Origin of the sequence: Pseudomonas sp. FW305-25, from assembly GCF_017351415.1 — a bacterium.
Taxonomy (GTDB): Bacteria; Pseudomonadota; Gammaproteobacteria; order Pseudomonadales; family Pseudomonadaceae; genus Aquipseudomonas; species Aquipseudomonas chlororaphis.
Genome location: NZ_JACNDE010000001.1, coordinates 75,807 through 99,615, shown reverse-complemented (window position 1 = coordinate 99,615; position 23,809 = coordinate 75,807). Strand labels below are relative to the sequence as shown.

17 protein-coding genes, 4 tRNA genes and 2 pseudogenes are annotated in these 23,809 nt (G+C 62.4%); 5 read left to right on the top strand and 18 right to left on the bottom strand.

What is annotated here, in order from left to right; translation table 11 throughout:
• Positions 1-216: 216 nt before the first annotated feature.
• Positions 217-1,188 (bottom strand): fimbrial protein, encoded by a 972-nt coding sequence (locus tag J4E58_RS00445; protein ID WP_087088787.1) that lies wholly within the window; start codon positions 1,186-1,188, stop codon positions 217-219.
• Positions 1,189-1,296: 108 nt separating this feature from the next.
• Positions 1,297-2,009: pseudogene (locus J4E58_RS00440) on the bottom strand (molecular chaperone).
• A gap of 1,094 nt (positions 2,010-3,103) precedes the next feature.
• Between J4E58_RS00440 and J4E58_RS00435 the strand changes: the two are divergent.
• Positions 3,104-6,607, top strand: coding sequence for a GLUG motif-containing protein (locus J4E58_RS00435; RefSeq protein ID WP_087088789.1), 3,504 nt, complete (start codon positions 3,104-3,106; stop codon positions 6,605-6,607).
• A gap of 130 nt (positions 6,608-6,737) precedes the next feature.
• Here J4E58_RS00435 and J4E58_RS00430 read toward each other — a convergent pair whose 3' ends face one another.
• The 5 genes from J4E58_RS00430 to J4E58_RS00410 all read right to left on the bottom strand — a co-directional run bounded on the left by J4E58_RS00430 (position 6,738) and on the right by J4E58_RS00410 (position 8,644).
• A complete protein-coding gene (locus tag J4E58_RS00430; protein WP_087088791.1) occupies positions 6,738-7,952 on the bottom strand; it encodes a sugar transporter in 1,215 nt (404 codons plus the stop codon).
• Positions 7,953-8,231: 279 nt separating this feature from the next.
• A tRNA-Gly gene (locus J4E58_RS00425) sits at positions 8,232-8,307 on the bottom strand.
• Positions 8,308-8,310: 3 nt separating this feature from the next.
• Positions 8,311-8,386: transfer RNA gene (locus J4E58_RS00420), tRNA-Glu, on the bottom strand.
• Between the two features lie 104 nt (positions 8,387-8,490).
• Positions 8,491-8,566 (bottom strand) — tRNA-Gly (locus J4E58_RS00415).
• 2 nt (positions 8,567-8,568) lie between these two features.
• Positions 8,569-8,644 (bottom strand) — tRNA-Glu (locus J4E58_RS00410).
• A gap of 365 nt (positions 8,645-9,009) precedes the next feature.
• On the opposite strand from J4E58_RS00410, the gene J4E58_RS00405 reads away from it, so the two are divergent.
• Positions 9,010-9,780 (top strand): hypothetical protein, encoded by a 771-nt coding sequence (locus J4E58_RS00405; RefSeq protein ID WP_081002234.1) that lies wholly within the window; start codon positions 9,010-9,012, stop codon positions 9,778-9,780.
• Positions 9,781-9,866: 86 nt separating this feature from the next.
• On the opposite strand, the gene J4E58_RS32150 is transcribed toward J4E58_RS00405, so the two are convergent.
• The 3 genes and pseudogenes from J4E58_RS32150 to J4E58_RS00395 form a co-directional block, all read right to left on the bottom strand.
• Complete coding sequence (locus tag J4E58_RS32150; protein WP_371917952.1) at positions 9,867-10,730, bottom strand: methyl-accepting chemotaxis protein; 864 nt, start codon at positions 10,728-10,730, stop codon at positions 9,867-9,869.
• Positions 10,731-11,792: pseudogene (locus J4E58_RS32145) on the bottom strand (HAMP domain-containing protein); the annotation flags it as partial.
• A 246-nt stretch (positions 11,793-12,038) separates the two neighbouring features.
• Positions 12,039-12,800, bottom strand: coding sequence for an SDR family oxidoreductase (locus J4E58_RS00395; protein ID WP_053260601.1), 762 nt, complete (start codon positions 12,798-12,800; stop codon positions 12,039-12,041).
• Between the two features lie 233 nt (positions 12,801-13,033).
• On the opposite strand from J4E58_RS00395, the gene J4E58_RS00390 reads away from it, so the two are divergent.
• Positions 13,034-14,038: an NADP-dependent oxidoreductase gene (locus tag J4E58_RS00390; protein WP_087088796.1), complete on the top strand. Its 1,005-nt coding sequence runs from the start codon at positions 13,034-13,036 to the stop codon at positions 14,036-14,038.
• A gap of 153 nt (positions 14,039-14,191) precedes the next feature.
• Here the strand turns inward: J4E58_RS00390 and pyrF are convergent, their stop codons facing one another.
• Positions 14,192-14,890, bottom strand: coding sequence for an orotidine-5'-phosphate decarboxylase (pyrF, locus tag J4E58_RS00385; RefSeq protein ID WP_007931610.1), 699 nt, complete (start codon positions 14,888-14,890; stop codon positions 14,192-14,194).
• 315 nt (positions 14,891-15,205) lie between these two features.
• Here pyrF and J4E58_RS00380 point away from each other — a divergent pair, with 315 nt between their 5' ends.
• Both J4E58_RS00380 and J4E58_RS00375 read left to right on the top strand, forming a co-directional pair.
• Positions 15,206-15,970, top strand: a complete 765-nt coding sequence (locus J4E58_RS00380; RefSeq protein ID WP_007931608.1) for a response regulator — start codon at positions 15,206-15,208, stop codon at positions 15,968-15,970.
• Positions 15,970-17,007 (top strand): HAMP domain-containing sensor histidine kinase, encoded by a 1,038-nt coding sequence (locus J4E58_RS00375; RefSeq protein ID WP_087088798.1) that lies wholly within the window; start codon positions 15,970-15,972, stop codon positions 17,005-17,007. Before J4E58_RS00380 ends, J4E58_RS00375 begins: the two co-directional genes overlap by 1 nt.
• 107 nt (positions 17,008-17,114) lie before the next feature.
• On the opposite strand, the gene J4E58_RS00370 is transcribed toward J4E58_RS00375, so the two are convergent.
• The 7 genes from J4E58_RS00370 to J4E58_RS00340 form a co-directional block, all read right to left on the bottom strand.
• Positions 17,115-18,170, bottom strand: a complete 1,056-nt coding sequence (locus tag J4E58_RS00370) for an AI-2E family transporter (RefSeq protein WP_053260176.1) — start codon at positions 18,168-18,170, stop codon at positions 17,115-17,117.
• 82 nt (positions 18,171-18,252) lie between these two features.
• Positions 18,253-19,059 carry a DUF4892 domain-containing protein gene (locus J4E58_RS00365; RefSeq protein ID WP_007931601.1) on the bottom strand — a complete coding sequence of 269 codons (807 nt, stop codon included), beginning with the start codon at positions 19,057-19,059 and terminating at the stop codon, positions 18,253-18,255.
• Between the two features lie 8 nt (positions 19,060-19,067).
• Positions 19,068-19,727, bottom strand: a complete 660-nt coding sequence (locus tag J4E58_RS00360) for a glutathione S-transferase family protein (RefSeq protein ID WP_087088800.1) — start codon at positions 19,725-19,727, stop codon at positions 19,068-19,070.
• Between the two features lie 50 nt (positions 19,728-19,777).
• Positions 19,778-20,632 (bottom strand): alpha/beta hydrolase, encoded by an 855-nt coding sequence (locus J4E58_RS00355; RefSeq protein ID WP_087088802.1) that lies wholly within the window; start codon positions 20,630-20,632, stop codon positions 19,778-19,780.
• The gene (locus J4E58_RS00350) at positions 20,629-21,435 is read right to left on the bottom strand and encodes an alpha/beta fold hydrolase (RefSeq protein WP_085530200.1); all 807 of its coding nucleotides are present in this window, start codon (positions 21,433-21,435) and stop codon (positions 20,629-20,631) included. The genes J4E58_RS00355 and J4E58_RS00350 overlap by 4 nt, the downstream gene beginning before the upstream one ends.
• 114 nt (positions 21,436-21,549) lie before the next feature.
• Complete coding sequence (locus tag J4E58_RS00345) at positions 21,550-21,993, bottom strand: hotdog fold thioesterase (protein WP_007931583.1); 444 nt, start codon at positions 21,991-21,993, stop codon at positions 21,550-21,552.
• A gap of 30 nt (positions 21,994-22,023) precedes the next feature.
• Positions 22,024-23,691 carry an AMP-binding protein gene (locus J4E58_RS00340; RefSeq protein WP_087088804.1) on the bottom strand — a complete coding sequence of 556 codons (1,668 nt, stop codon included), beginning with the start codon at positions 23,689-23,691 and terminating at the stop codon, positions 22,024-22,026.
• Positions 23,692-23,809 lie beyond the last annotated feature (118 nt).

Genomic DNA, 23,809 nt, shown 5'->3' with positions numbered 1-23,809 from the left:
TGTGGCAATGGGGGATGGATCAAGAGTGATCCGTCGGTATTCTAGCCGGGCGCCGGCGGTTGTGAAATCGAGCGGCGAGAGCCTTTCTCGACTATGCGCGCCCTTGTGCTCTGGGGGCTCGGGAAGGCTGGACAGCAACTGGCTCGCGATAGCCATCCGACCAGGGCAGGAAACGGGCCGGCGAGCAGAAGAATATGTGCCCGCCACCGATGACGATCAGTTGTAGTTGAGAACGAAGCTCATGGTCGCATCACCCTTGCCCGGTTTTATCTCGCCACCTGTCGGAACGTATTTGGCGCTGCCGGAGAACCGGTAAATGGAGCCCTCCACCACCTCTCTATTCCAATCGAGGGCGATGGACCTGGCAATATTGAACGGCAACTTGACGCCCTTGTTATTGACCAGGGAAATACCAACTCCCGATGCAACGCCGGGCTGGCCCAGATTGACAAGTTTGAGCAGGCCGTCGGCCTGGGAGTTGCCTTCGAAGTAGACTTTTACCGGAACTTTCGTGTCAGGCTTCAAGCCGTCGCAGCGGACATCGAAGTTGAACGGCACCTCCCTGACGCTGCCCTTGGTAATATGCTCAATGGTCTGCTTACCCATCTGGACATTGACCGCCGCTCCTACAGATTCGCATCCGGCGAAAAATATATCGTTGACCAGTTCGGTACCGCCTTGTGATCTGACCACAAGGGATTTGTCTCCCATTTGCCAGTTCACCTTGAGGTCCATCGGAACATTACCAGAGGCTACGGCGCGATTGGTACGAACGAACATCACATCGATGAACTTGGGAAGGAGCGGGGATGAGCTTGAGCCGACCGAATAAGAGTATGGAGCACACCAAGTGTCGTCGCCAAAACTCAGCGCCAGGCAGAATTTAACACCGACGCCTTTAATACCGGCTTCATAGACCTTGGGCAGTGCCGATGGCGTAAACGCGGCATCTACTGTAATAGAAACATCAGTTTGACTGGAACAACTTGCCAGCCCACTCCAGAGGCTCGTTCTGTGTGTTGCAAGTACCTGCCCAACGGGAGCAGCCTTGATGATCATTTTAGAGGGAAGAATCATATCCATTGTGAGTTGCGCTGGAGGAGAGCCGGTCCAAGTGCAAGTAACTGCAAGTACATCCCGGGCACACAGGCTGGATAAAAATATCAAGATGAACATTAGCTTGCGCATATATAGAGTTCCTTCCCAGGCCACATTAAGTGCCCAGATACAAATCGATGATGACCCAAAAGAAGTAGCTAGAAAGTTCTCGTCGCCACTAATAAAAGACGCCAAGCCTCAGCTAGAGATAACACCGTCGTATTTGAGGATTCCACCGAAATCGCCGATGACTTCGAATTCAACCTTGAGGTCGTTAGCCTGGACGCCGTTCGGCAGGTCCGCCATCTCGACCCGGGAAGTCGCGGTCGGCGCGACCATATCGATCGGCGCGGTAAAACTCTTGCTTCCCATCCGCAACGTGATCCCGGCAAAAGACAGGTGGAAAGCCGACGGGTTGGCCACTTCCAAATAGGGTTTGCCGTCGTTGGCAAGCAGGCGCCACTTCAGCTGTTGCGGGGCCTCCGTGACCTTGCCCGGTAGCCCGGCCGGTAGAACAGCTTGAGGCGCTGCTGCACGGCGATTTGCAGGGTGTTTTCCTCCCGGGACTTTTGCGGAGCCTCCCGCACGTTCAGCCAGTACACCGACTCCTTGTCGGTCGGCAGGCCCTTGCCGCTGTAGAGGATGCGCAACACCTGCTGCTGTTCGCCAGCCAGGCGCTTGAGCACCGGGGTGATGGCGAAAGGCACATCCTCGCTCTTGTCGGCCGATTCGACCCAGGCCTGGAACATCAGGTCCTCGGTCGCGCTGTTCTTGATCACCAGGGACGCTTCCTTGCTCGGTGCCGCAAGCACCACACGGGTATTTTCCAGGTTGATGCCAGCCTGGGAGCAAGCAGGAGAAAACAGGGCGAAGCTGGCCAGAATCAGTCCGGCGATAGCTGGAGTCTTCACGGTAAATTCTCTACCTCGGTATGCGTCGAAGGGCGGCCCCCCCCGTTGTTACGCGTCATGCAAAGTTACGCGCCATGCAAAAACATCGATGGACTCGATGAAGCGAACCGTACGGGTATTCGTGACGTTCGAGAAAGGCAGGAGGCAGGAAAACTACAGTAGATAGGCGTCGTAATCAGTAGGACGATTCCTAAAAGGAACAACATGCTCACTCATATGCGAAAGCCGAAAAGAGCGAACAGAATAAGCAATCTCCCTCGAAGTCCATATCGCTAGATATCTACCTGCGCATCAGTACTTTCTAGAAACAAGTATTTTCGACCCAGAAACTCCAGACCGAGGGTATTTCTATTACCCCCTGACATTCGAAATATTATGCTGTCATGGGTCTGATATTTCCCAACATGCATGAAATATCAACCCTGTTGACTTACATCCAGGCTTTAACTTAGACAACCCTCTCACAGAACAAAAGCACCGCAGCCCGAAACCGCCCAGGCTCGACGATCGAGAAGGCCTGCCAGGCAAGCCCAAGGCCCTGGCCCGCTGTTTTTGCGATGCCTCCTAAAGCGGAGGAAGTGGTGATTTTCCCAGGGAATCGCGCTTCTGATTCTGCCAGGCCATCGCGCGCCAGGCTGCAAGGACTTCAATATGACGAGCGCAATAGCTAGCTGTCTTACTTCAACTAGGAAAGCGCCGTAGACCAGTTAAGAAAGTTCTGGTTTTTTATTTTATTTCCTTTTGTTAATTAATACACCCCTCTGAGCAACCAGGCATTTACATGCAAATAACTCCAGCCTCAACGCTGGCGCGTACAGGCTCGCAATCAATTCGCTCGTGAATTCGGATAGTCACTCGAAACACTCGAACAGCCACTTTCTAGACGTTATGTAGCAGGTCTTATCTGACAAAAACCCCATGAGCCTCCCTTGCTTGGAGGCCCATGAAATCAAGCACGGATTGAGACAAACAACTTCCCTCCCGCATGGAGGGAAGGCGCCCCGGCTTTGCGTGACCGCCTCGGCGCCTGCCCCGCATCCGTTGTACCCGTTCTGCTGGGGGGATCAGCAGAGTATTCATATAGAGGAAGCATCATGAACAAAAGCTATGCACTGATCTGGAACCAGGCCACTGGTTGCTGGAACGTCGCCAGCGAAGGAACCCGACGCCGGGGCAAATCAAGCCGACTCAAGGTCGTGATCGCCGCCGGCTTCTCGCTGCTGGGCCTGCTGGCCCAGGCCCCGGCCTTCGCCCTGCCGGGTGGAGCCGCGATAGTCGCGGGCGACGCTGGCATCCATACCACGGTCGACGGCAAACATATGACCGTCGATCAGAAGAGCAACAAACTGATCACCAACTGGAACGACTTCAGCGTCGCTGGCGACGAAAGCGTCAGCTTCCACCAGCCCGGTAGCCAATCGATCGCCCTCAACCGCGTACTGGGCACCAATGGCAGCGATATCCAGGGCCGCATCAATGCCAACGGCAAGGTGTTCCTGATCAACCCCAATGGCGTGGTCTTCGGCAAGTCCGCCCAGGTCAACGTCGGCGGCCTGGTGGCCTCCACCCAGAACATCAGCGACAAGGATTTCCTCGACGGCACTTACCGCTTTACCGGGAATTCCAGCTCTGCCGTGAGCAACGCCGGCCAGATCACCGCCAGCGAGGGCGGCAGCGTCGCATTGCTAGGCGCCCAGGTCAGCAACAGCGGGGTAATCCAGGCGCAGATGGGCAGTGTCGCGCTGGGCGCGGGCAAGGACTTCAGCGTCAACTTCGACGGCAACGGCCTGCTCAACCTGCAGGTGAACGGTGCCACGGTGGATGCCCTGGTGCAGAACGGTGGCCTGCTCAAGGCCGACGGCGGCCAGGTGTTGATGACCGCCAGCAGCGCCAGCAGCCTGCTGAAAAACGTGGTGAGCAACCAGGGCGTGATCGAAGCCAAGACCTTGCAGAACAAGGCCGGCAAGATTGTCCTGGATGGTGGCGACAACGGTATCGTCCAGGTCGCTGGGCGCCAGGACGCCAGCGCCCTGGGTGGCCAGGGTAACGGTGGCGTGGTGGAAAACCGCGGCGCCCGGGTCGAGGTCCAACTGGCTGCGCAAGTGGATACGCACGCCGACCAGGGCGCGACCGGTACCTGGAAGATCAGCGCGGACGAGGTGAACGTTTCCAAGGTAGAAAGTCCGTCCACGCGTGGATTGATCATTGGCGGCGGTATCAACGGCAACAACGGAACGGGCGGCACCACCGGCGCGGCCCCTACCCTGCACGCCGATACCCTGGCCCAGAACCTGGCCCGGACCAACGTCGAACTGAGCAGCAAGGGCAACCTGTCGGTCAACAAGGCGGTGTCCTGGAACAGCGGTAACAAGCTCGGCCTGACCGCCGAGCGCGGCGACGTCCAGGTGAACGCGGCATTGAGCGCCACCGGCGACGGCGCGGCCCTGGCCCTGAATGCCGCGCAGGGAAGCATCCGCCTGAATGACGATGTCGCGCTGACCGGAACGGGAGCGAGCCTGGAGCTGAACTCCAAAAACGGCCACAGCCTCAAGGATGACAAGAGCGTCACCCTCTCCGGTACGAATGCCCGCTTCAGCGCCAACGGCGAGTCCTACCAGGTGGTGCAGAACCTGAAGCAGTTGCGCGATATCGAAAACAACATGAATGGCCGCTATGTACTGGGTAACCGGATCACCGGCCAAGGCAGCTTCAGGACGCTTGGCGAAGGTGGCTCCTTCACCGGCAAGCTCGATGGCCTGGGCAATACCATCAGTGACCTGTCGCTCTATAGCAGCGCCGCCTTTGTCGGGCTGTTCGGCACCAACGCGGGGCAGATCAGCAACCTGAACCTCGAACGAATTTCAGCCAGCGGCGCCTCTTCCACCTACTACAACACCCAGGTCGGTACGCTTGCCGCGGTGAACATGGGTAGCATCCGCAACGTCAAGGCCAAGGACGTGCGGGTGACCGGAGCCTCTCATCTGAACTCGCTGGGCGGCCTGGTAGCGCTCAACCTGGCCGGCGACATCACCAACTCCTCGGCCAGCGGCCAGGTGATCGGCAACCAGTACACCTTTGCAATGGGTGGCCTGGTGGGGGAAAACATCACCAACCCCGATGGCGTGGCGAAAATCACCAATAGTCATGCCGATATCGCCCTCAGGGGGCAGATGAATGCTGACTCCAAAGGCGCAGGTGGATTGGTGGGTTCGAACCACGGAGTCATCGACAACGCCTCCAGCACCGGCACGATCGACCTCGCCGGCGCCAACCTGAACATCGGCGGCCTGGTCGGTGAGAATACGGGCAATGGCAGCATCAGCAATTCCCGCTCCAGCACCAATGTTTCGGGCAGCAAGGCTGGTCGGGTCGGAGGCCTGGTCGGCTCCAACCAGGGTTCGCTGGCCAACTCTCACGCCAGCGGCGACGTAACCGGCAATGGCACGGAAGCGATCGGCGGTCTGGTTGGCAGGAATCAGGGTGGCTCGATTACCAACAGCTCTGCCAGCAACAACGTGTCCGACCTGTACAGCAAAAATGTGGGCGGCCTGGTTGGCCATAACCAGGGCGGCCAAGTCGATAACAGCTTGTTCTCCGGCACGGTGAAAGGCGGCAGGAATGCCAATATCGGCGGCCTGATCGGCACGAACCAGAATGGCTTGATCAGCAACAGCTCGACCAAAGGCAATGTGTCCGGTCTGTACGGTAGCAATGTGGGTGGCCTGATTGGCTACAACCAGAACAGCCGTATCGATAATGTAACGGTGGCCGGCACGGTGAAAGGCGATAGCAGGGCCAATATCGGCGGGCTGATCGGCTACAACGAAAACTCCTCCATCGTCAATGCGTCCTCCACTTCCCTGTCCGTTACCGGCGGCAATGACGCCCTTATCGGTGGCCTCGTCGGCTATAGCCTGGCTAGCAGTATCACCAACTCATCGGTATCTGCCACGGTGACCGCCGGCAACGGTAGCCAGAGCGGTGGCCTGGTCGGCTACAGCAAAAACACCGATATCACCAACGCCTCGGCGACCGCCCTGGTGATCAGCGGCGACAATAGCCTGGCCGGTGGTCTGGTGGGCCACAGCCAGGATAGCCGTATCATCAACGCCTCCGCATCCGGCACGGTGAGCAGCGGTAACAATAGCCAGGTCGGCGGCCTGGTCGGTTACAACCAAAACAGCGACATCAGCAACGCCACGGCATCCGCCATGGTGAACGGTGGCGACGATAGCCAGGTCGGCGGCCTGGTTGGCAGACAGCAGGGCAAGGTCGCCAACTCCTCCGCCAAAGGTTCGGTCAACGGCGGTCGCTATAGCAGTGTGGGTGGCTTGGCCGGGATGAATGAAGGGGAGATCAGCAACTCCAAAACCACCAGTAACGTCAGCGGCGGTTACGGCGCGCGTCTGGGCGGGCTGGCGGGGATGAACTTCGGTACGCTGCGCCTGTCATCGGCAGGCGGCAAGATCGATGGTTCGCATGCCTCCGGACAGTTCTACGGTGGCCTGGTCGGCATCGACTTCAATTCGGACCAGCAATCCAGCAACAGCGTCTTTGGTGAAGCGACCAAGGTGCCGCAGGTTGGCCTGCAGTTCTGAGAACTGAAACCCTGCCCCCCGTCATAGGGAGGCAGGGCTTGTTGTCTGATTGAAAAGAGGGGGCAATGATTCAGCCGAATCATTGCCCCCTCTTTTTTCCTGGCGCCTCTCGGCGCCCTGCTCCAGCGCTCTACTTCTCTGTCGCGACCTCAGCCCCGTCGGCGCCCGAAACGCTGGACCGGGTCAGGCGGTAGATGGATGCGCAGTAGAGCAGCAGCGCCAAGGTCGCCAGCAAGCCGCCGGCCAAGCCGATATAGGCGAACCCGAGTTGGCCCCCTACCCAGCTGCCAAGCAGCGCGCCGCCGCCGATGCCGATATTGTAGATCCCCGAAAACAGCGCCATTGCCACATCGGTAGCGTCCGGAGCGAGCACCAGGACCCTGGACTGCAGCGCCAGCCCGAAGCCCATGATCGCCATCCCCCAGATCAGGCTGAGCCCGCCCAGGTACGAGACCTCCCCGCTCAACGGCAACAGCAATGCCAGGCACAGAATAAGCAACGTCACCGTCACCAGCAGAAAGCGCTGCGGGCTGTAGCGGTGAAACCTGCTGAACAACAGCGAGCCGAAGATACCGGCGCCACCGAACAGCAGCAGGATGAGGGTCACCACATCGCCACTCAAGCCGGCCACCACCTTGATGAAAGGCTCGATATAGCTGTAGGCCGTGAACTGCGCGGTGACCACCAGGGCCGTCAGCACATAGAGCGCCATCAGCGCAGGCCGCTTGAACAGCACCGGCAGGCTTCTGAGAGAACCCGAGTTCTGGCTGGGCAACAACGGCAGGCTCCTGGCCAGCCAGAACACCAGCGCGGTAGCCAGGCCAGCAATCACGATAAAGGTGGTCCGCCAGCCCATGGCCTCGCCCAGCAACCGGCCGAGGGGAATACCCAGCACCATCGCCAGGGAAGTACCGGTGGCCAGCAAACCCAGGGCCTGGACCTGTTTTCCCGGTGGTGCCAGACGCACCGCCAGGGACGCGGTAATGGACCAGAACAGCGCATGGGACAAGGCCACACCGACCCGGCTCAGCAACAGCATGCCGAAACTCGTGGCCAGCCCCGACAGGATGTGACTGGCGATAAACATCCCGAACAGCACGAGCAACAGCTTGCGTCGCTCGACGTTGCGCGTCAGCAGCATGACCGGCAGCGAAGTCAGGGACACTATCCAGGCATAGAGAGTGAGCATCAGACCGACCCGGGCCGTCGACAGGTCGAAGCTGCTGCCGATCGAGCTCAATAGCCCGACGGGGACGAACTCCGTGGTGTTGAACACAAAGGCCGCCAACGTCAGTGCGATGACCGCCCGCCAATTACCCTTAGTTGTCGCCACGGAGATACTCATTTAAAGGTGCACCACTCTATCGATGGTCAATCAGGCCCAGACCTTCGCAAACCCTGTGCCAAACACCCACTCACAAAGGCAGGGCGCACGGTCAGGAACATGTAGGCGCCGAACAGGATCTGCGCCAGCGTACAGGACAAGGGGAAAGCAGCGTCATCCCGCACTGCAGAGGAGCAACGGACCGAAACTCGGCCACTGCCGACGGAAACGAAAAAAGGGTCCCGAATGGGACCCTTTTTCGATGAGCTACAGACCTTTGAGAATCTGTAGCTCTATGTTTGGAGCGGGAAACGAGACTCGAACTCGCGACCCCGACCTTGGCAAGGTCGTGCTCTACCAACTGAGCTATTCCCGCAAATGGCGTCCCCTAGGGGACTCGAACCCCTGTTACCGCCGTGAAAGGGCGGTGTCCTAGGCCACTAGACGAAGGGGACACGCTACCCGGAACACATGGTGTGTGTTTCGGTGTCCAGACCCGCCTCCGAAGACTTGGTTCTGGTTTCACTCAGCCCCGCCCGAAAGCAGTGCCGTTTAAAATTGGAGCGGGAAACGAGACTCGAACTCGCGACCCCGACCTTGGCAAGGTCGTGCTCTACCAACTGAGCTATTCCCGCATTGGCGTCCCCTAGGGGACTCGAACCCCTGTTACCGCCGTGAAAGGGCGGTGTCCTAGGCCACTAGACGAAGGGGACACGCTACAACATTCACTCCCTGCCGCGTTTCGCTGTGTGCTTTACGCTGCAAGTGGCGCGCATTCTATGGATGGATTGGAGGGTCGTCAACCCCCTGATATAAATTTATTTAAATCAATGACTTCGGGGTGGTTTGCGAGCCCTTTCGGGCATTTGTGCAGCCTGTGCCTTGACGCCTATATTCTGACACTCGACAAGACGCTATAGTCCACATCCTTAGGTGATGGCAATATGAAACCAGCCAGACATTTCCTATATAAGCAGAGAATCGGCCTGTTTCTGCTCGTCGACCTGCGCTAGGCGCCCCAAGGCTAAGTCACTACACTCGCCACTCGTACGCGAACCCCAGAAAGAGGTCTTACACGGTGACACCACTCATGATCACCCTGCTAGTAGTAGCCGGGATCGTAATATTGATCGCCATTGGCTACATGAACCATGTGGTGGAAAACAATAAACTGGAAAAGGCCCGTACCAAGGTCGAACTCAATGACCGCCTGCGCCGCTGCGGCGAAATCACCGAGACCTTCCCCGGCCAGTTCATGTCGCCAGGGCTCAAGCTGCTGATGACCCGCCTGGAACTCAACGTCGTTCAGCGTCTGTTGAACCTGAACAAGACCGATGCCGCGCTCAAGGCGCGTATCGCCGAGTTGAACGCGCTGGTCGGCCAGGGCGAATCGATTCCGGTCAACAACCCGCCCTGCCCGATCCAGACCGAAGCCAAGGCCAAGGACGTGCGCTTTCTCCTGGAAGCCCTGCATGGCCAGGTGACTCGCGCCGCCCAGGACGGCTTCCTGCCGACCAACGAAGCCAAGCACTGGATCCGGGAAATCCGCCACATCCTGGTGCTGCTGCACATCGAGTTCTTCAACAACCTAGGCCAGTACGCCCTGCAGCAGGAACAACCCGGCCAGGCGCGCCTGGCGTTCGAGCGCGGTGTGCAATACCTGCGCAAGCAGCCGGACCCAGCGGTCTATCGGGAACAGCTGGAGTACCTGGAAAAACTCCTGGCCCGCTCCAACGCGATGGTGCTGACCAACACCCAGCCGGTCGAAGGCGAGGTCAACCAATTGACCGAAGGCCTGAAGGTCGTCGAAGCCGACGCCGACTGGAAGAAGAAAGCCATTTACGACTGACCGGCAACAGCCGCGCGAGCAATACGCGCGGCACGGCCTACAGGCTGCGCCCCTGGCGGCGCAGCCTGTAGCAAGCATCAGCGGCATTACAACCGGAAATGCCCGACCATCCCCTTCAACTCCGCCCCCAACTGCGCCAGCTCGATGCTCGACGCCGCATTGCCCTGCATGGCCAGTGACGACTGATCGGCGCTGGCGCGGATGCTGGTGACGCTGCGGTTGATCTCTTCGGCGACCGAGCTTTGTTGCTCGGCGGCCGCGGCGATCTGCTGGTTCATCTGCTGAATCAGCGACACCGCCGTGGCGATGCTACCCAGCGCGCTTTCGGTCTGCAGCGCATCGCTGACCGCCAGCTTGACCAGTTCGCCGCTGCTCTGGATCTGCTGCACCGAGGACTGCGCCGCCGAACGCAAGGCACTGACCAGGCGCTCGATCTCTTCGGTGGATTGCTGGGTGCGCTTGGCCAGGGCCCGCACTTCGTCGGCCACCACCGCGAAGCCCCTGCCCTGCTCGCCGGCACGCGCTGCTTCGATGGCCGCGTTCAGCGCCAGCAGGTTGGTCTGCTCGGCGACACTCTTGATCACGCTGAGCACGGTGCCGATGTTCTGGATTTCGGCGCTGAGGCTTTCAATGCTGGAGCTGGCGCTGGTGGCCGAACCCGCCAGCTGTTCGATGCGCTGCATACTCTGGCGCACCACCTGCTGGCCACTTTCGACCTTGTCGTCGGCGGTCTGCGCCGCCTGCGCGGCTTCTTCGGCGTTGCGCGCGACGTCGTGCACGGTGGCGGTCATCTGGTTCATCGCAGTCGCCACCTGCTCGGTTTCTTCCTTCTGGCTGCTGACTTCCAGATTGGTCTGTTCGGTCACCGCCGACAGCGACTGGGCCGAGCTGGCCAACTGTTCGATGCCTGCCTGCAGGCCGCTGACAATACCGCTCAGGCCGCTGCCCATCTGTTGCATCGCCAGCATCAGCTGGCCGATTTCGTCCCGGCGCGTCACCTCCACCGTCGCGCTCAGGTCACCGGCGGCGATCTGCTGCGCCACGCGCATCACGCTGCGCAGCGGAGTGACGATCAAACGGGTAATGATCCAGGCCGCCAACACGCCCACCAGCAACGCCAGGGCCGAAGACGCGACGATCAACAGCGAGTTCTTTTTCAGCTCCGCCTGCATCGACTGATCCTGCGCACCGTACGCCTGGTCAACCCGCTCCATCACCTGCGCGGCACGCTCGTGCAGTTGCTGATAGACCTTTTTCTCCTGCGCCAGCAAGCCGGTGTATTCGGCGAGCTTCTCGCTGAAACCACCGATATGCCCGACCACTTCGTTGAGCACCGTCTGATAACCGGCGTCTTTGACCAGGGTCTTGAGCTGCTCGGCCTGGGCCAGGGCCTGGTCGGCCTGTTCGATCTTGCCCTGCTCGACCTCTTCCTCGCCCTTGCGGCTCCGGTCCAGGCGCACCCGGGCTTCGTTCATGGCTTGCAGCATCAAGCGCGAAACCTGACTGACCTGATTGGCCTGCTCGACGAACTCGCTGCCCTCCTTGCCGGCGGACTCCTTGAGGCTATAGGTACCGTCGTCGGCCAGGCCGGCCTGCAGCACGTCGAGGTTGTTGGCCACGCTGGACACTGACCAACTGGCCATTTCCAGCGCCAGGTCCTTGGCCTGGGTCAGCTCGACGAACTCGTCGAAGGCCTTGCGGTAAGCCCCCAGCGCCTGCTCGACATCGGTCATCACCGGCACATTTGCCGCCGAACGTTCCTTGAGCTGCGCCGCCAGGGCCAGCAAGGCGTCGACGCCCTCGTGCAAGGCGTCCGCAGTTTTGGCGTCGCCGTGCAAGGCATAGTTCTGTTCGAGCAGGCGGACCTTGAGCAAGCCGCTGTTGAGTGACGACATCTGCTTGAGGCCATCGAAACGCTGGCTGATGGTCTGCAGGGACCAGACGCCGATGGCGGCCACCAGCGCCGTCAGCAGCAGCACCAGGGTGAAGCCGACACCCAGTTTTTTCGCCATGCCGAGGTTGGCAAAACGTCCGTTCGTGGCCGAATTCATTGCGCTCAGTCCCCTTCCAGTCCCCAATGGCAACAGGGCCATTGTCCAGTTTTGCAGGTTCGCAACGGGCTGCACTGGAGCACAAGTCTCTGGCGTCGAAATAATGGCAAAAAGCTACGTTCAGGTCGTTTTCAGAATGGTCGAGGTCGATCCGGTACAACCCAGGCAACGCTTGGTCACCAGGGCCGCCCCTAAGACTGGCGAGCGTCAGATGGCGGTGGCGCCACCGTCGACCGCCAGCGCATGGCCGGTGGTGAAGGCCGCGCCGTCGCTGCACAGATACAGCACCGCGCTGGCGATTTCCTCGACCTTGCCGATCCGCCCGACCGGGTGCATGGCCGCGGCGAATTCGGCTTTCTTCGGATCAGCCTCGTAGGCGCGGCGGAACATATCGGTGTCGATCACCGCCGGGCACACCGCATTAACCCGGATTTTCTTCTTCGCATATTCGATGGCCGCCGACTTGGTCAGGCCGATCACCGCATGCTTGGAGGCGGCATAGATGCTCATCTTCGGCGCCGCGCCGAGGCCGGCCACCGACGCCGTGTTGACGATGGCCCCGCCGCCCTGGGCGAGCATCAGCGGCAACTGGTGCTTCATGCACAGCCAGACGCCCTTGACGTTGACTCCCATGATCGCGTCGAACTCATCCAGGGTGCCGTCCGCCAGCTTGCCCTTCTCGATTTCGATCCCGGCATTGTTGAAGGCATAGTCGAGGCGGCCGTAGCTGCTTACCACCTGGGCCATCAGGTTCTGCACATCCGCCTCGTCGGTAACGTTGCAGCGCACGAACAGTGCTTCGCCACCGGCGGCGCGAATCAATTGCACCGTGCCCTCGCCACCGGCGACGTCGAGGTCGGCCGCCACCACTTGCAGCCCCTGCGCGGCGAACGCCAGGGCCGTGGCCCGGCCAATACCCGCCGCTGCGCCGGTGACCAAAACGACCTGGCCGGAAAACGTCATGCTCATGGTGATGCCCTCGATGGAATGCATGGATCGGATTCGCCCAGTCTAGGCACAGGCAACGAGCACTCGGCAGCACTATCAGAGGGCCGGTTGCCCACTTATCCGCAATGGTGATGAAGGCTGCCATACCACCATCACGCCTCTGGATCGCCCCCTATTCGCTACAGCGGCAAACCTTGCGGCATCAGGGCTGAAGGTCTATCAACTAGGGTTCCATCAATTCTTGAGTGCCTGCCATGACCACCCAGACCAATCGCCAGTTTCTGCTCGCCAAACGCCCGGTGGGCGCGGCAACCCGCGAAACCTTCACCTACCAGCAGGTTCCCGTCGGCGAACCGGCGGCCGGGCAGATCCTGGTGAAGAATGAGTACCTGTCCCTCGACCCGGCCATGCGCGGCTGGATGAACGAAGGCAAGTCCTACATCCCGCCAGTGGGCATCGGTGAGGTAATGCGCGCCCTGGGCGTGGGCCAGGTGATCGCCTCGAACAACCCCGGCTTCGCCGTCGGCGACTACGTCAATGGCGCCCTGGGCGTGCAGGACTATTTCCTCGGCGAGCCGCGCGGCTTCTATAAGGTCGATCCGAAACTGGCGCCGCTGCCGCGCTATCTGTCGGCCCTGGGCATGACCGGCATGACCGCCTATTTCGCCCTGCTGGACGTCAGTGCGCCAAAAGCCGGTGAAACCGTGGTGCTGTCGGGCGCGGCCGGCGCGGTGGGCAGCATTGCCGGGCAGATCGCCAAGATCAAAGGCTGCCGGGTGGTCGGCATCGCCGGCGGCCAGGACAAATGCAAGTTCCTGATCGACGAACTGGGCTTCGACGGGGCCATCGACTACAAGAGCGAAGACGTCCATGCCGGCCTCAAGCGCGAATGCCCGGAAGGCGTCGACGTGTATTTCGATAACGTCGGCGGCGACATCCTCGATGCGGTGCTCAGTCGCCTGAACTTCAAGGCCCGGGTGGTGATCTGCGGCGCCATCAGCCAGTACAACAATAAAGAAGCGGTCAAGGGACCGGCCAACTACCTGTCGTTGCTGGCCAATCGCGCGCGCATGGAAGGTTTTGTGGTGATGGACTATGCGGCCCAGTTCGCCGCCGCCGGGCAGGAAATGGCCGGCTGGATGGCCAAGGGGCAGCTCAAGAGCAAGGAGGATATCGTCGAAGGCCTGGAGACCTTCCCGGAAACGCTGATGAAGCTGTTCAGCGGCGAGAACTTCGGCAAGCTGGTGCTGAAGGTTTGAACGTGGCTCTTTGAATCAGGCTGTCTGTACGATCGTTTCGCGAGCAAGCTCGCTCCTACAAGGGCCTATGCACTCTCTGTAGGAGCGAGCTTGCTCGCGATAGCGCGAAGCGCGCTTGCACTATCGCCGACAGCCAGCACTCCGCTGCCGGATTCAGGCCAGCTCGGCCACCACAGCCGCCAAGGCCTTGGCCGGGTCCGCCGCCTGGCTGATCGGACGGCCGATCACCAGGTAATCGGAACCGGCATCCAGCGCCTGGCGCGGGGTGAGGATGCGCCGCTGGTCGTCCTGGGCGCTGCCCGCCGGACGGATCCCCGGGGTCACCAGTTGCAGCGACGGGTGCGCGGCCTTCAGCGCCTGGGCTTCCAGGGCCGAACAGACCAGGCCATCCATGCCGGCCTTTTCCGCCAGAGCGGCGAGGCGCAGCACCTGTTCCTGCGGCTCGATATCCAAGCCGATGCCGGCCAGGTCTTCACGCTCCATGCTGGTGAGCACGGTCACGCCGATCAGCAGCGGTTTCGGGCCGCTGCGCTGGTCCAGCACTTCGCGGCAGGCCGCCATCATGCGCAAGCCGCCGGAGCAGTGCACATTGACCATCCATACGCCCATCTCCGCGGCGGCCTTGACGGCCATCGCGGTGGTGTTGGGGATGTCATGGAATTTCAGGTCGAGGAAGACTTCAAAACCCTTGTCGCGCAGGGTGCCGACGATTTCCGAAGCGCAACTGGTGAACAGTTCCTTGCCGACTTTGACCCGGCACAGCTTGGGGTCCAGCTGATCAGCCAGTTTCAGTGCGGCGTCACGGGTGGGAAAGTCCAGGGCGACGATGATAGGAGTCTGGCAAGCGGACATGAAGGGGCTCTCAGGCAAGTCGAAATCGGCGCGGATTGTAGCGCAAGCGACGACGCTCCGGGACCCGATGATCGGTAATTCATCGCCAACGGCAGCTCCCGTATCGATAAAACCGTGCAAATGCCCGACCCTGGCGGTAATTGTGTCGAGCCCGATACACTCCCGACACGCCGGCAACAACCCGCCCGGCTACCCTCGCCAGCCGCAACACTCCCGAACAGCACTTCCAGCCCCAGGGCCGGACGCCTATGCTGAAGCCACCACCTCGCCGCCCATCTTTGTGGTTGGCAGCCTACCTGGCAGACGATCGCACGCATGCACAACATTCCAGCTCCCCTCAATGACGATCAGAAAGCACCTGGCACGGGTGACGACAAGCGCTGGAACACCCGGGCGCTGATCGTCGACGACGATGTACCGATCCGCGAACTGCTGATCGACTACCTGGCCCGCTTCAATATCCACGCCACCGGCGTGACCGACGGCGCGGCGATGCGCCAGGCCTTGCAGGCGGAACACTTCGACGTGGTGGTGCTCGACCTGATGCTGCCCGGCGAAGACGGCCTGTCCCTGTGCCGCTGGCTGCGCACCGAGTCGGACATCCCGATCCTGATGCTCACCGCCCGCTGCGAACCCACCGACCGGATCATCGGCCTGGAACTGGGGGCCGACGACTACATGGCCAAGCCCTTCGAGCCTCGGGAACTGGTGGCGCGGATCCAGACCATCCTGCGCCGGGTCCGCGACGACCGCACCGAGCAGCGGGCCAATATCCGCTTCGACAACTGGCGCCTGAACAGCGTGCTGCGCCAGTTGATCTCCGCCGACGGTCTTGTCGTACCGCTGTCCAACGCCGAGTTCCGCCTGCTCTGGGTGTTCATCGAACGCCCGCGCCGGGTGCTGAGTCGCGAACAGTTGCTGGACGCCGCCCGTGGCCGCTCCATCGAAGCCTTCGATCGCAGTATCGACCTGCTGGTCTCGCGCCTGCGGCAGAAGCTTGGCGACGACCCGAAATCGCCGCAGTTGATCAAGACCGTGCGCGGCGAAGGCTACCTGTTCGACGCCCGAGACATCGGCTGATGCGTGGGCGCTTCGATACGCTGTTCGGCCGCCTGTTCGGGGTGCTGCTGATCGCGATCGTGCTCGCCCACCTGCTCGCCTTCTTCTGGTTCCGTCTCTACGGCCCGCCTCCGCGCCCGCCGGCCAGCGAATTCAGCGGCCAGACACAGCCCGGCGGCGGGCGTTTCGAGCCGCGGCCACCACGTCCCTGGTTCGGCGGCCCGATCGTGCCGCTGACCTTCCAGTTCATCTCGCTGATCATCGCCGCCTGGTACGGTGCCAAGCTGTTGACCCGACCGATCCAGCGCCTGAGCGATGCCGCCGAGCGCCTCAGCGAAGACCTCGACAGCCCGCCACTGGACGAGTCCGGCCCACGGGAAGCGCGGCAGGCGGCCCACACCTTCAACCTGATGCAACGGCGCATCCAGGAGCAGGTCAAGCAACGCGGGCGCATGCTCGGCGCGGTCTCCCACGACCTGCGCACGCCGCTGTCGCGCCTCAAGTTGCGCCTGGAACAGATCGCAGACAACAAGCTGCAGGGCCAGATGCGCCAGGACCTCGACGACATGATCAGCATGCTCGACGCGACCCTGAGCTACCTGCACGAACAGCGCACCAGCGAAGCCGTGCAGTGGATGGATGTGCAGGCGCTGGTGGAATCGCTCTGCGAAAACGCCCAGGACCAGGGCGCCGACGTGCAGACCGACGGCCATTGCACGCCCCTGCAAGTGCAGCCGATGGCCCTGCGCTCCTGCCTGAACAACCTGCTGGACAATGCCCTGCGCTATGCCGGGCATGCCCGCATCAGCCTGCAGGACAGCCGCGAGCAGGTGCTGATCCGGGTCATCGACCATGGCCCGGGCATCGCCGAAGACCAGCGCGAAGCCGTGTTCGAACCCTTCTACCGGCTGGAAGGCTCGCGCAACCGCAATTCCGGCGGCGTCGGCCTGGGCATGACCATCGCCCGCGAGGCCGCCGAACGCCTGGGCGGGCAACTGCACCTGGAAGAAACCCCCGGTGGCGGCCTGACCACCGTGGTGCGCCTGCCCCGCGTCTGAGTCGCCCGTGTGCCGGGCGGTACCCGGCTCCCGTCCACGAACCTTGCCCCCGGCGGCGTTAACGTCGCCGCCTCCACCGTACCGCTGTAGCCGCTGCCGAGCAGCGGCTACAGGCGCTTGTCTTCGCCCCGCGCCTGGCTCGCGCTCCAGTCGGTCAACAGGCTGTAGGCCACGGCCAGCAGGGTCGGGCCGATGAACAGGCCGATGAAACCGAACGCGATCAGCCCGCCGAAGACCCCGAGCAGCACGATCACCAGCGGAAGGTTGCCGCCGCGGCTGATCAGGTAGGGTTTGAGCACGTTGTCGACACCACTGATGATGAAGGTGCCCCAGATACCGAGGAACACCGCCATCCCGTATTCGCCCTTCCAGGCCAGCCAGGCGGTGGCCGGAATCCACACCAGCGGTGGGCCCATGGGAATCAGGCTGAGCAGGAAGGTGACGATCCCCAGCACCAGCGCACCCGGCACGCCGGCGATCAGGAACCCGATCAGGGCCAGGACTGCCTGGGCCGCGGCGGTGCCGATCACACCGTTGACCACCCGCTGCACCGTACCGGCCACCAGCTCGATGTAGTAGCCGGCGCGATCGCCGATCAGGCGCTCCAGCAGCCCGTGGACGAACGCCGCCAGACGCGGCCCGTCGCGATAGAAGAAAAATACGAAGACGATGCTCAGGGTCAGCTCGAGGATCCCGCCACCGATCTGCGCGCTGCGGGCCAGCAACCAGTTGCCGACCTGCCCCAGATAGGGCTTGATCGCCAGCATCATCGCCGCGCCCTGCTGGTCGATGCTGTTCCACAGCCCCACCAGCCGTTCACCGACGAAGGGCACGCCGGCCAGCCAGCTCGGCGCCGCGGGCAGGCCATCGACCTGCACATCCTTGATAAAGGCGGTGGCGTCACGCACATGGTCGGCCAGGTTGAAGCCGAGCCAGACCAGCGGCGCCGCCACCAGCAGCATCCAGCCCAGGGTCAGCACGGCCGCAGCCAGGGCCTCGCGGCCATTGAGCCAGCGGGTCAGCAAGCGCATCAGCGGCCAGCTGGCAAACGCCAGGACCGCCCCCCAGAACAACGCGGACCAGAACGGCGCCATGACCCAGAAGCTGGCGCCGAACAGCACCAGAAGCAGGATCTGCACCAACAGGCGATCATTATTGAGCATTTGGAATCTCGAGAAAGGTCAACTCACCAAGCGTAGGCGAACGGTGGATGCCCGTTCGCCCAAGCCCGTTCAATGCAGCGGTTCAGCGCAGCAGCTCAAGACGCAGGCCAGGGGCCTCGCTGCTGCCGCTTTCCATGCGTGCCGCCCGCACGCCCTGGCCGATCAGGGCCTGGCGCCAGGCTTCGGCATTCGGCCCGGAAACACTGACCCGCAAGGTGGTATCGAGGTTCAACCCGCGCGACAGCAAGGTCAGCCAGGTCGGCTGGGGCTCGCCGCCGAGCTTGGGCAGGTCCAGCTCGCCGGTGTCCTTGAGCTGGCGCAACAGGGTGGCCGAGGTCGGCAACAACTCGCCCAGGGGAGTACTGGCGTCGAATTGCTCGACATGCAGGTACGCCCGGCGGTTGCCGCGGGTAATGCTGTACAGGGCCACCAGCGAATTGTCGTTGGGTGCGGCCAGGCGCAACAGCAGGTACGCCTGCTGGGCATCGGCGCCATACAGCTTGGCGTTGCCGAACACCTCGTTGGCCCACAGGCTGCTTTCCCCGCAATCGCGGGCCTGGCACCAGAACAACAGTTCGGCGCCCTGCCCCTGCAAGGCTTCGCGGGCGGCGGTAAAGGCCGCGGTCGAAGAATGCTCCGGCGGCAACTCGTAGGTCACCGAAGTCGTGGTGCCACGAGCGCCGACCTGGCCATCGAAACGCAACTGGCCGCTGATCTTGCGGATCGAGCCCATGGGGTAGATCCGCTCCATCTCGGCCGCCGGACGATAGTCGACGATCTGCGCGTCAGGCATGCGCGGCACGATCGGCAAGTCATGGCTGCCGGGCAAATCGGCGGCGAACAGCAAGGGGCTGACAGCGGACAACAGCAGGACACTGAATAAACGCATGGGTGCTCTCATCGGATCAGCATGGCCTGGGCGCCCTTGATGACACTGGCGTCATCCGTGCGTTGCGGAACCAGCAGCCCGCGCTGCACCGCCGGCCGCACCTCGAGGGTCGCCATCCAGCGTTGCAGGGCCGCCAGGCCGTCCACCGAAACCCCGGACCATTCATGGCCTCGCACCCAGGGAAAGGTGGCGATATCGGCAATGCTGTAGTCGCCGGCAAGGAACTCGACCTCCTGCAAGCGGCTGTCGAGCACCTCGTACAGGCGCCGGGTTTCATGCTGGTAACGATCGATGGCGCCCTGGAGCTTTTCCGGAAAATAACGGAAGAACACGTTGGCCTGGCCCTGCATCGGGCCGATGCCGCCCATCTGGAACATCAGCCACTGGATCACCCGGGAACGGCCCTGGGGATCGTTGGGCAGCAGTTGCCCGCTGAGTTCAGCCAGGTAGATGAGAATCGCGCCGGACTCGAACACCGCAAAATCGCCGTTGGCGCGGTCGACAATCGCCGGAATCCGGCCATTGGGATTGATCTTGAGAAAGCCTGGAGCCTTTTGTTCCTTCTTGTCGAAACTCAGGGCATGCACCGTATAGGGCAGGCCGAGTTCCTCGAGCACGATAGAGACCTTGTGGCCATTCGGGGTCGCAGCGGTATAGAGATCTATCATGGTTGTCTCCCATTTCAACCCGCCCAGCCTCGACAGTTGCCCGCTGCAAGTCAAGAAACGGCGAAAAACCTATTGAAACAGTCTGCAACAAGGATCGCGCCGTCTTCGTCGTTCAAGTGCAGGTGATGGCCACCGGGCAGCTGTTCCCGGCTGAAGGGTAGCCGCTCCAGCAACTCTGTGTGCTTGGCCAGCATGCCGTCGGCCGCCACCACCAGATGGGCCGGACAGGCCAGGCGCTGGACGAACGTCAGGGCCTGCTCCTGGGTCAGGCGCAGCGGCGAAGCCAGGGTCAGGCGGCTGTCGCTGCGCCAGGTGTAGCCCCCCGGGACCGGCATCAGGCCGCGTTGCGCGAGCAGTTCGGCGGCTTCGCGGCTGACCGCGACCATGCCCTTCATCCGCGCCTCGATGGCGCGGTCCAGGGTGGCGTAGACCGGCTTGTGCTTGTCTCGCAGGTCCAGCTGGGCCTGCAGGGCCATGCCCATGCGCTCGGCGGCGTTTTCCCCGCTGGCGGTCGGCGGAATCACCCCATCGATCAGCGCCAGGTGGCTCACCCGCTCGGGCAACGAACCGGCCAACACCAGCGAGACAATCGCCCCCAGGGAATGCCCGAGCAGGCCAAAGCGTTTCCAGCCCAGTTGCTCGGCGACCTGCAAGACGTCATATACGTAATCCCAGAGCGCATAGCTGGCGCCCAGGGGGCGGTGTCCGGAATGGCCATGCCCGGCCATGTCCAGGGCGACGATGCGCAAGCCGCGCAACCTGGGCGCCAGCCGCGCGAAGCTGTTGGCGTTGTCCAGCCAGCCGTGCAGGGCAATGACCGGCAAGCCGTCCTCGGGGCCGAACAGGTGCGCCGCCAGCTCGATATGCGGCAGGCTCAGGCGGACTTCTTCCACCGCGGCGCTCATGCGCAGCTCCGTTCAGCGCGGGCTTCCCAGCGGCTGAAGAGTTTTTTCAGCAGGGCCGCAGTGTCCTGCGGGCGCTCCAACGGGAACATGTGCCCGCCCGGCATGCTCAGGGATTCGCCATGGGGCATGCGCCCGACACTGCTGGCGTGGTGCTTCATCACCACCCGGCTCTGGCGCCCGCGCACCACCGCCAGCGGCACCTTCAACTGGCGGGGGCGGCCCGGGCTGGTGTGCGGCACGCCGCGATAGATACTGATCTCGGTGGCCGGGTCGAAACGCAGCCGCAAACGGCCGTCGACCTGATGCAGGCCATGTTGCAGGTAGGCGTCGAAACACTCTGGGTCGAAGCCGCGGAACAGGGTCTTGCCGGCAAAGTACTTGCGCGCCGATTCCAGGTCGCTGAACTCCTCGCGGCGGCCCAGGGTCCGGCCGGCGGGGGTCAGGCGATCGATGAAACCGAACCGCTTGGCAGCGCGAATCACCCATTGATCGGCGCGGGTCAGCACCGGCGAATCGAGCATCACCACCCCGCGATACAGCTCCGGGCAGCGCAGCGCCGCATGCAGATGCAGGACGCCGCCGAAGGAATGGCCGACACCCCACACCGGCTCGGCCTGCTGTTGCAGATGGTGGATCAGTTCGTCCACCAGGTTCAGCCAGTTGTCGTCCGCCGGAAAGCGCGGATCGTGGGCGTGCTGCTGCAAATGCGCCACCTGATATTCGGGTGCCAGGGCGGCGAACAACTTGCCATAGGTACCCGAGGGAAATCCGTTGGCGTGAGTGAAAAACACCTGTTGCGACATACCGGCTAACTCATGAACAAAAAACGATGGCTGATTGTCCGCATGCCATTACCCGGCGGCAATGACAGTAACGGTCAAGAATGATGACACTCCGCTTCAGCCTATGGGTACCACTCAACGTGCCGGCGGTGTCTGCCCCAGGGGCACCACGGCCATGGTCAGGCGCGATACGCAGCTGGCCTTGCCTTCGTCGCTGCAGAGGCGAATATCCCAGACATGGGTGGTACGCCCGATATGAATCGCCCTGGCCACCGCCGTCACCCGGCCGGAACGCAGGCCGCGCAGATGGTTGGCATTGATCTCCAGGCCCACGCAGTAGAACTTGCTGGCGTCGATGCACAGGTAGCTGGCCATGGAGCCGACCGTTTCCGCCAGCACCACCGAGGCGCCACCATGCAGCAGGCCATAGGGTTGATGGGTGCGATGGTCGATCACCATGCTGGCGGTCAGGGATTCGTCGTCGAAGGACTCGAAGCGGATGTCCAGCACCTCACCGATGGTGTTTTTCTGGATCGCGTTCAGTTGCTCGATGTTCGGGGTGGTACGCCATAGGCTCATCACTGCATCCTTTAGGGAGGTTATCCGCGCTCAATCCTGCCACAGCACCGCTTCGGAGCGCTCGCTCCACTCTTTGAAGCACTCGCCGTAGGCGGCTTCGATGACATTGCGCTTGATCTTCAGGGTCGGGGTCAGAAAGCCGTTTTCCACCGCCCAACTGTCCTTCACCACCACCAGGCGGTGCAAGCGTTCATGTTTGTCGAGCGCGCCATTGACCTCATCGAGCAGGCTTTCCAGGCTCGCATGCAGGCCGCCACGGGCGTTGCCTGCGGCGTCCTGCAAACCGGCCGCGGACAACACGCACAAGCCCAGCGGCGCACTCAGGCCATCGCCGACCACGCACACCTGCTCGATCCGCGAATGCACCGCCAGGCGGTTCTCGATCGGCGCCGGGGCCACGTACTTGCCCTTGCTGGTCTTGAAGATCTCCTTGAGCCGCCCGGTCAGGCGCAGATTGCCGTCGGCGTCCTGCTCGCCCTTGTCGCCGGTACGCAGGAAACCATCCGCGGTGACGGTTTCCGCGGTCTTCTGCGGGTCCTTGAAGTAGCCGAGCATAGTCGCCCCGCTGCGCACCTGGACCTCTCCGGACTCGTCGATCCGCACCTCGACGTCCGGGCAGGGCCGGCCGATCCAGCCGGGTACATGCTGGCCGCTACGGCCAATATGGGAATAACCGCAACTTTCGGTCATGCCGTACACCTCCAGCACGTCGAGGCCCAGGCGCTGGTACCAGTCCAGCAGGGTCTGCGGCACCGGCGCGGCGCCGGACAAGGCGACCCGCAGGGCGTCCAGCCCCAGCCCGGCCAGCACCTTGTGCCCGATCCGCTTGCCGATGAAAGGCAGGCCCAGCAGGAACTCCAGGCGCTTGGCCGGGACCTTGCTATACACGCCCATCTGGAACTTGGTCCAGATCCGCGGTACGCCGAACAGCGCCGTGGGCCGCGCCCGCTGCAAGTCGGTGAGAAAGGTCTCCAGGCTCTCGGCGAAGAACACCGTCTGCCCGGTATAGATCGCCGCCATCTCGACGAACATGCGCTCGGCCACATGGCACAGCGGCAGGTAGGACAGCAGCCGGTCCGTCGGCCCGAGGCCGAACAGCTGGGTGCCGCGTGAAGCCGCGAAACCCAGGGTGCCGAAGCTGTGCATCACGCCCTTGGGCAGGCCGGTGGTGCCCGAGGTGTAGATGATGGTCGCCAGTTGCTCGGCGGCGGGGTTGGGGTCGTCCTGGATCGGCGAGCACTGCTGCAACTCGTCCCAGGTGAAGTCGAAGCGGCCTTCGGGACAGATCGGCAGGCTGATGGTGAGCAGCCCGGGCTTCACGCCGGGGGCCATCGCCGGCCAGTCGTCGAGCTTGCCGATGAACACCAGGGCCGACTCGGAATGCTCCAGCACCTGGGCCACCGAATCGGCGGTCAGGTTGGGATACAGGGGCACGGAAACGTGACCGGCCATCCAGATCGCCAGGTCGGCGATGATCCAGTGGGCGCAGTTCTTGGAAATGATCGCGACATGACTGCCCGGCGGCAGCTCGCGGGCGCGCAGCCAGTGGGCGGCGCAGCGGGCCTGGTGGCCGACGTCGGCCCAGGTCAGTTCTTCGACCCGGCCACCACCCAGGGGCTGGACCAGGAAACGTTGGCGGGGATGACGAGCTTCGCGCTCGTAGAACACTTCCAGCGGCAAACGAAAAGCAGCAGACATGCGACTCGCTCCTTTGTTTTTGTTCTGATCGTGAGGCTAGCCAACCAAGCACTTGCTCGGGCGACTATTCCACGCACAAAGGAACGCTGCAAGTTAAGAAATGTAGCGAAAAGAACAG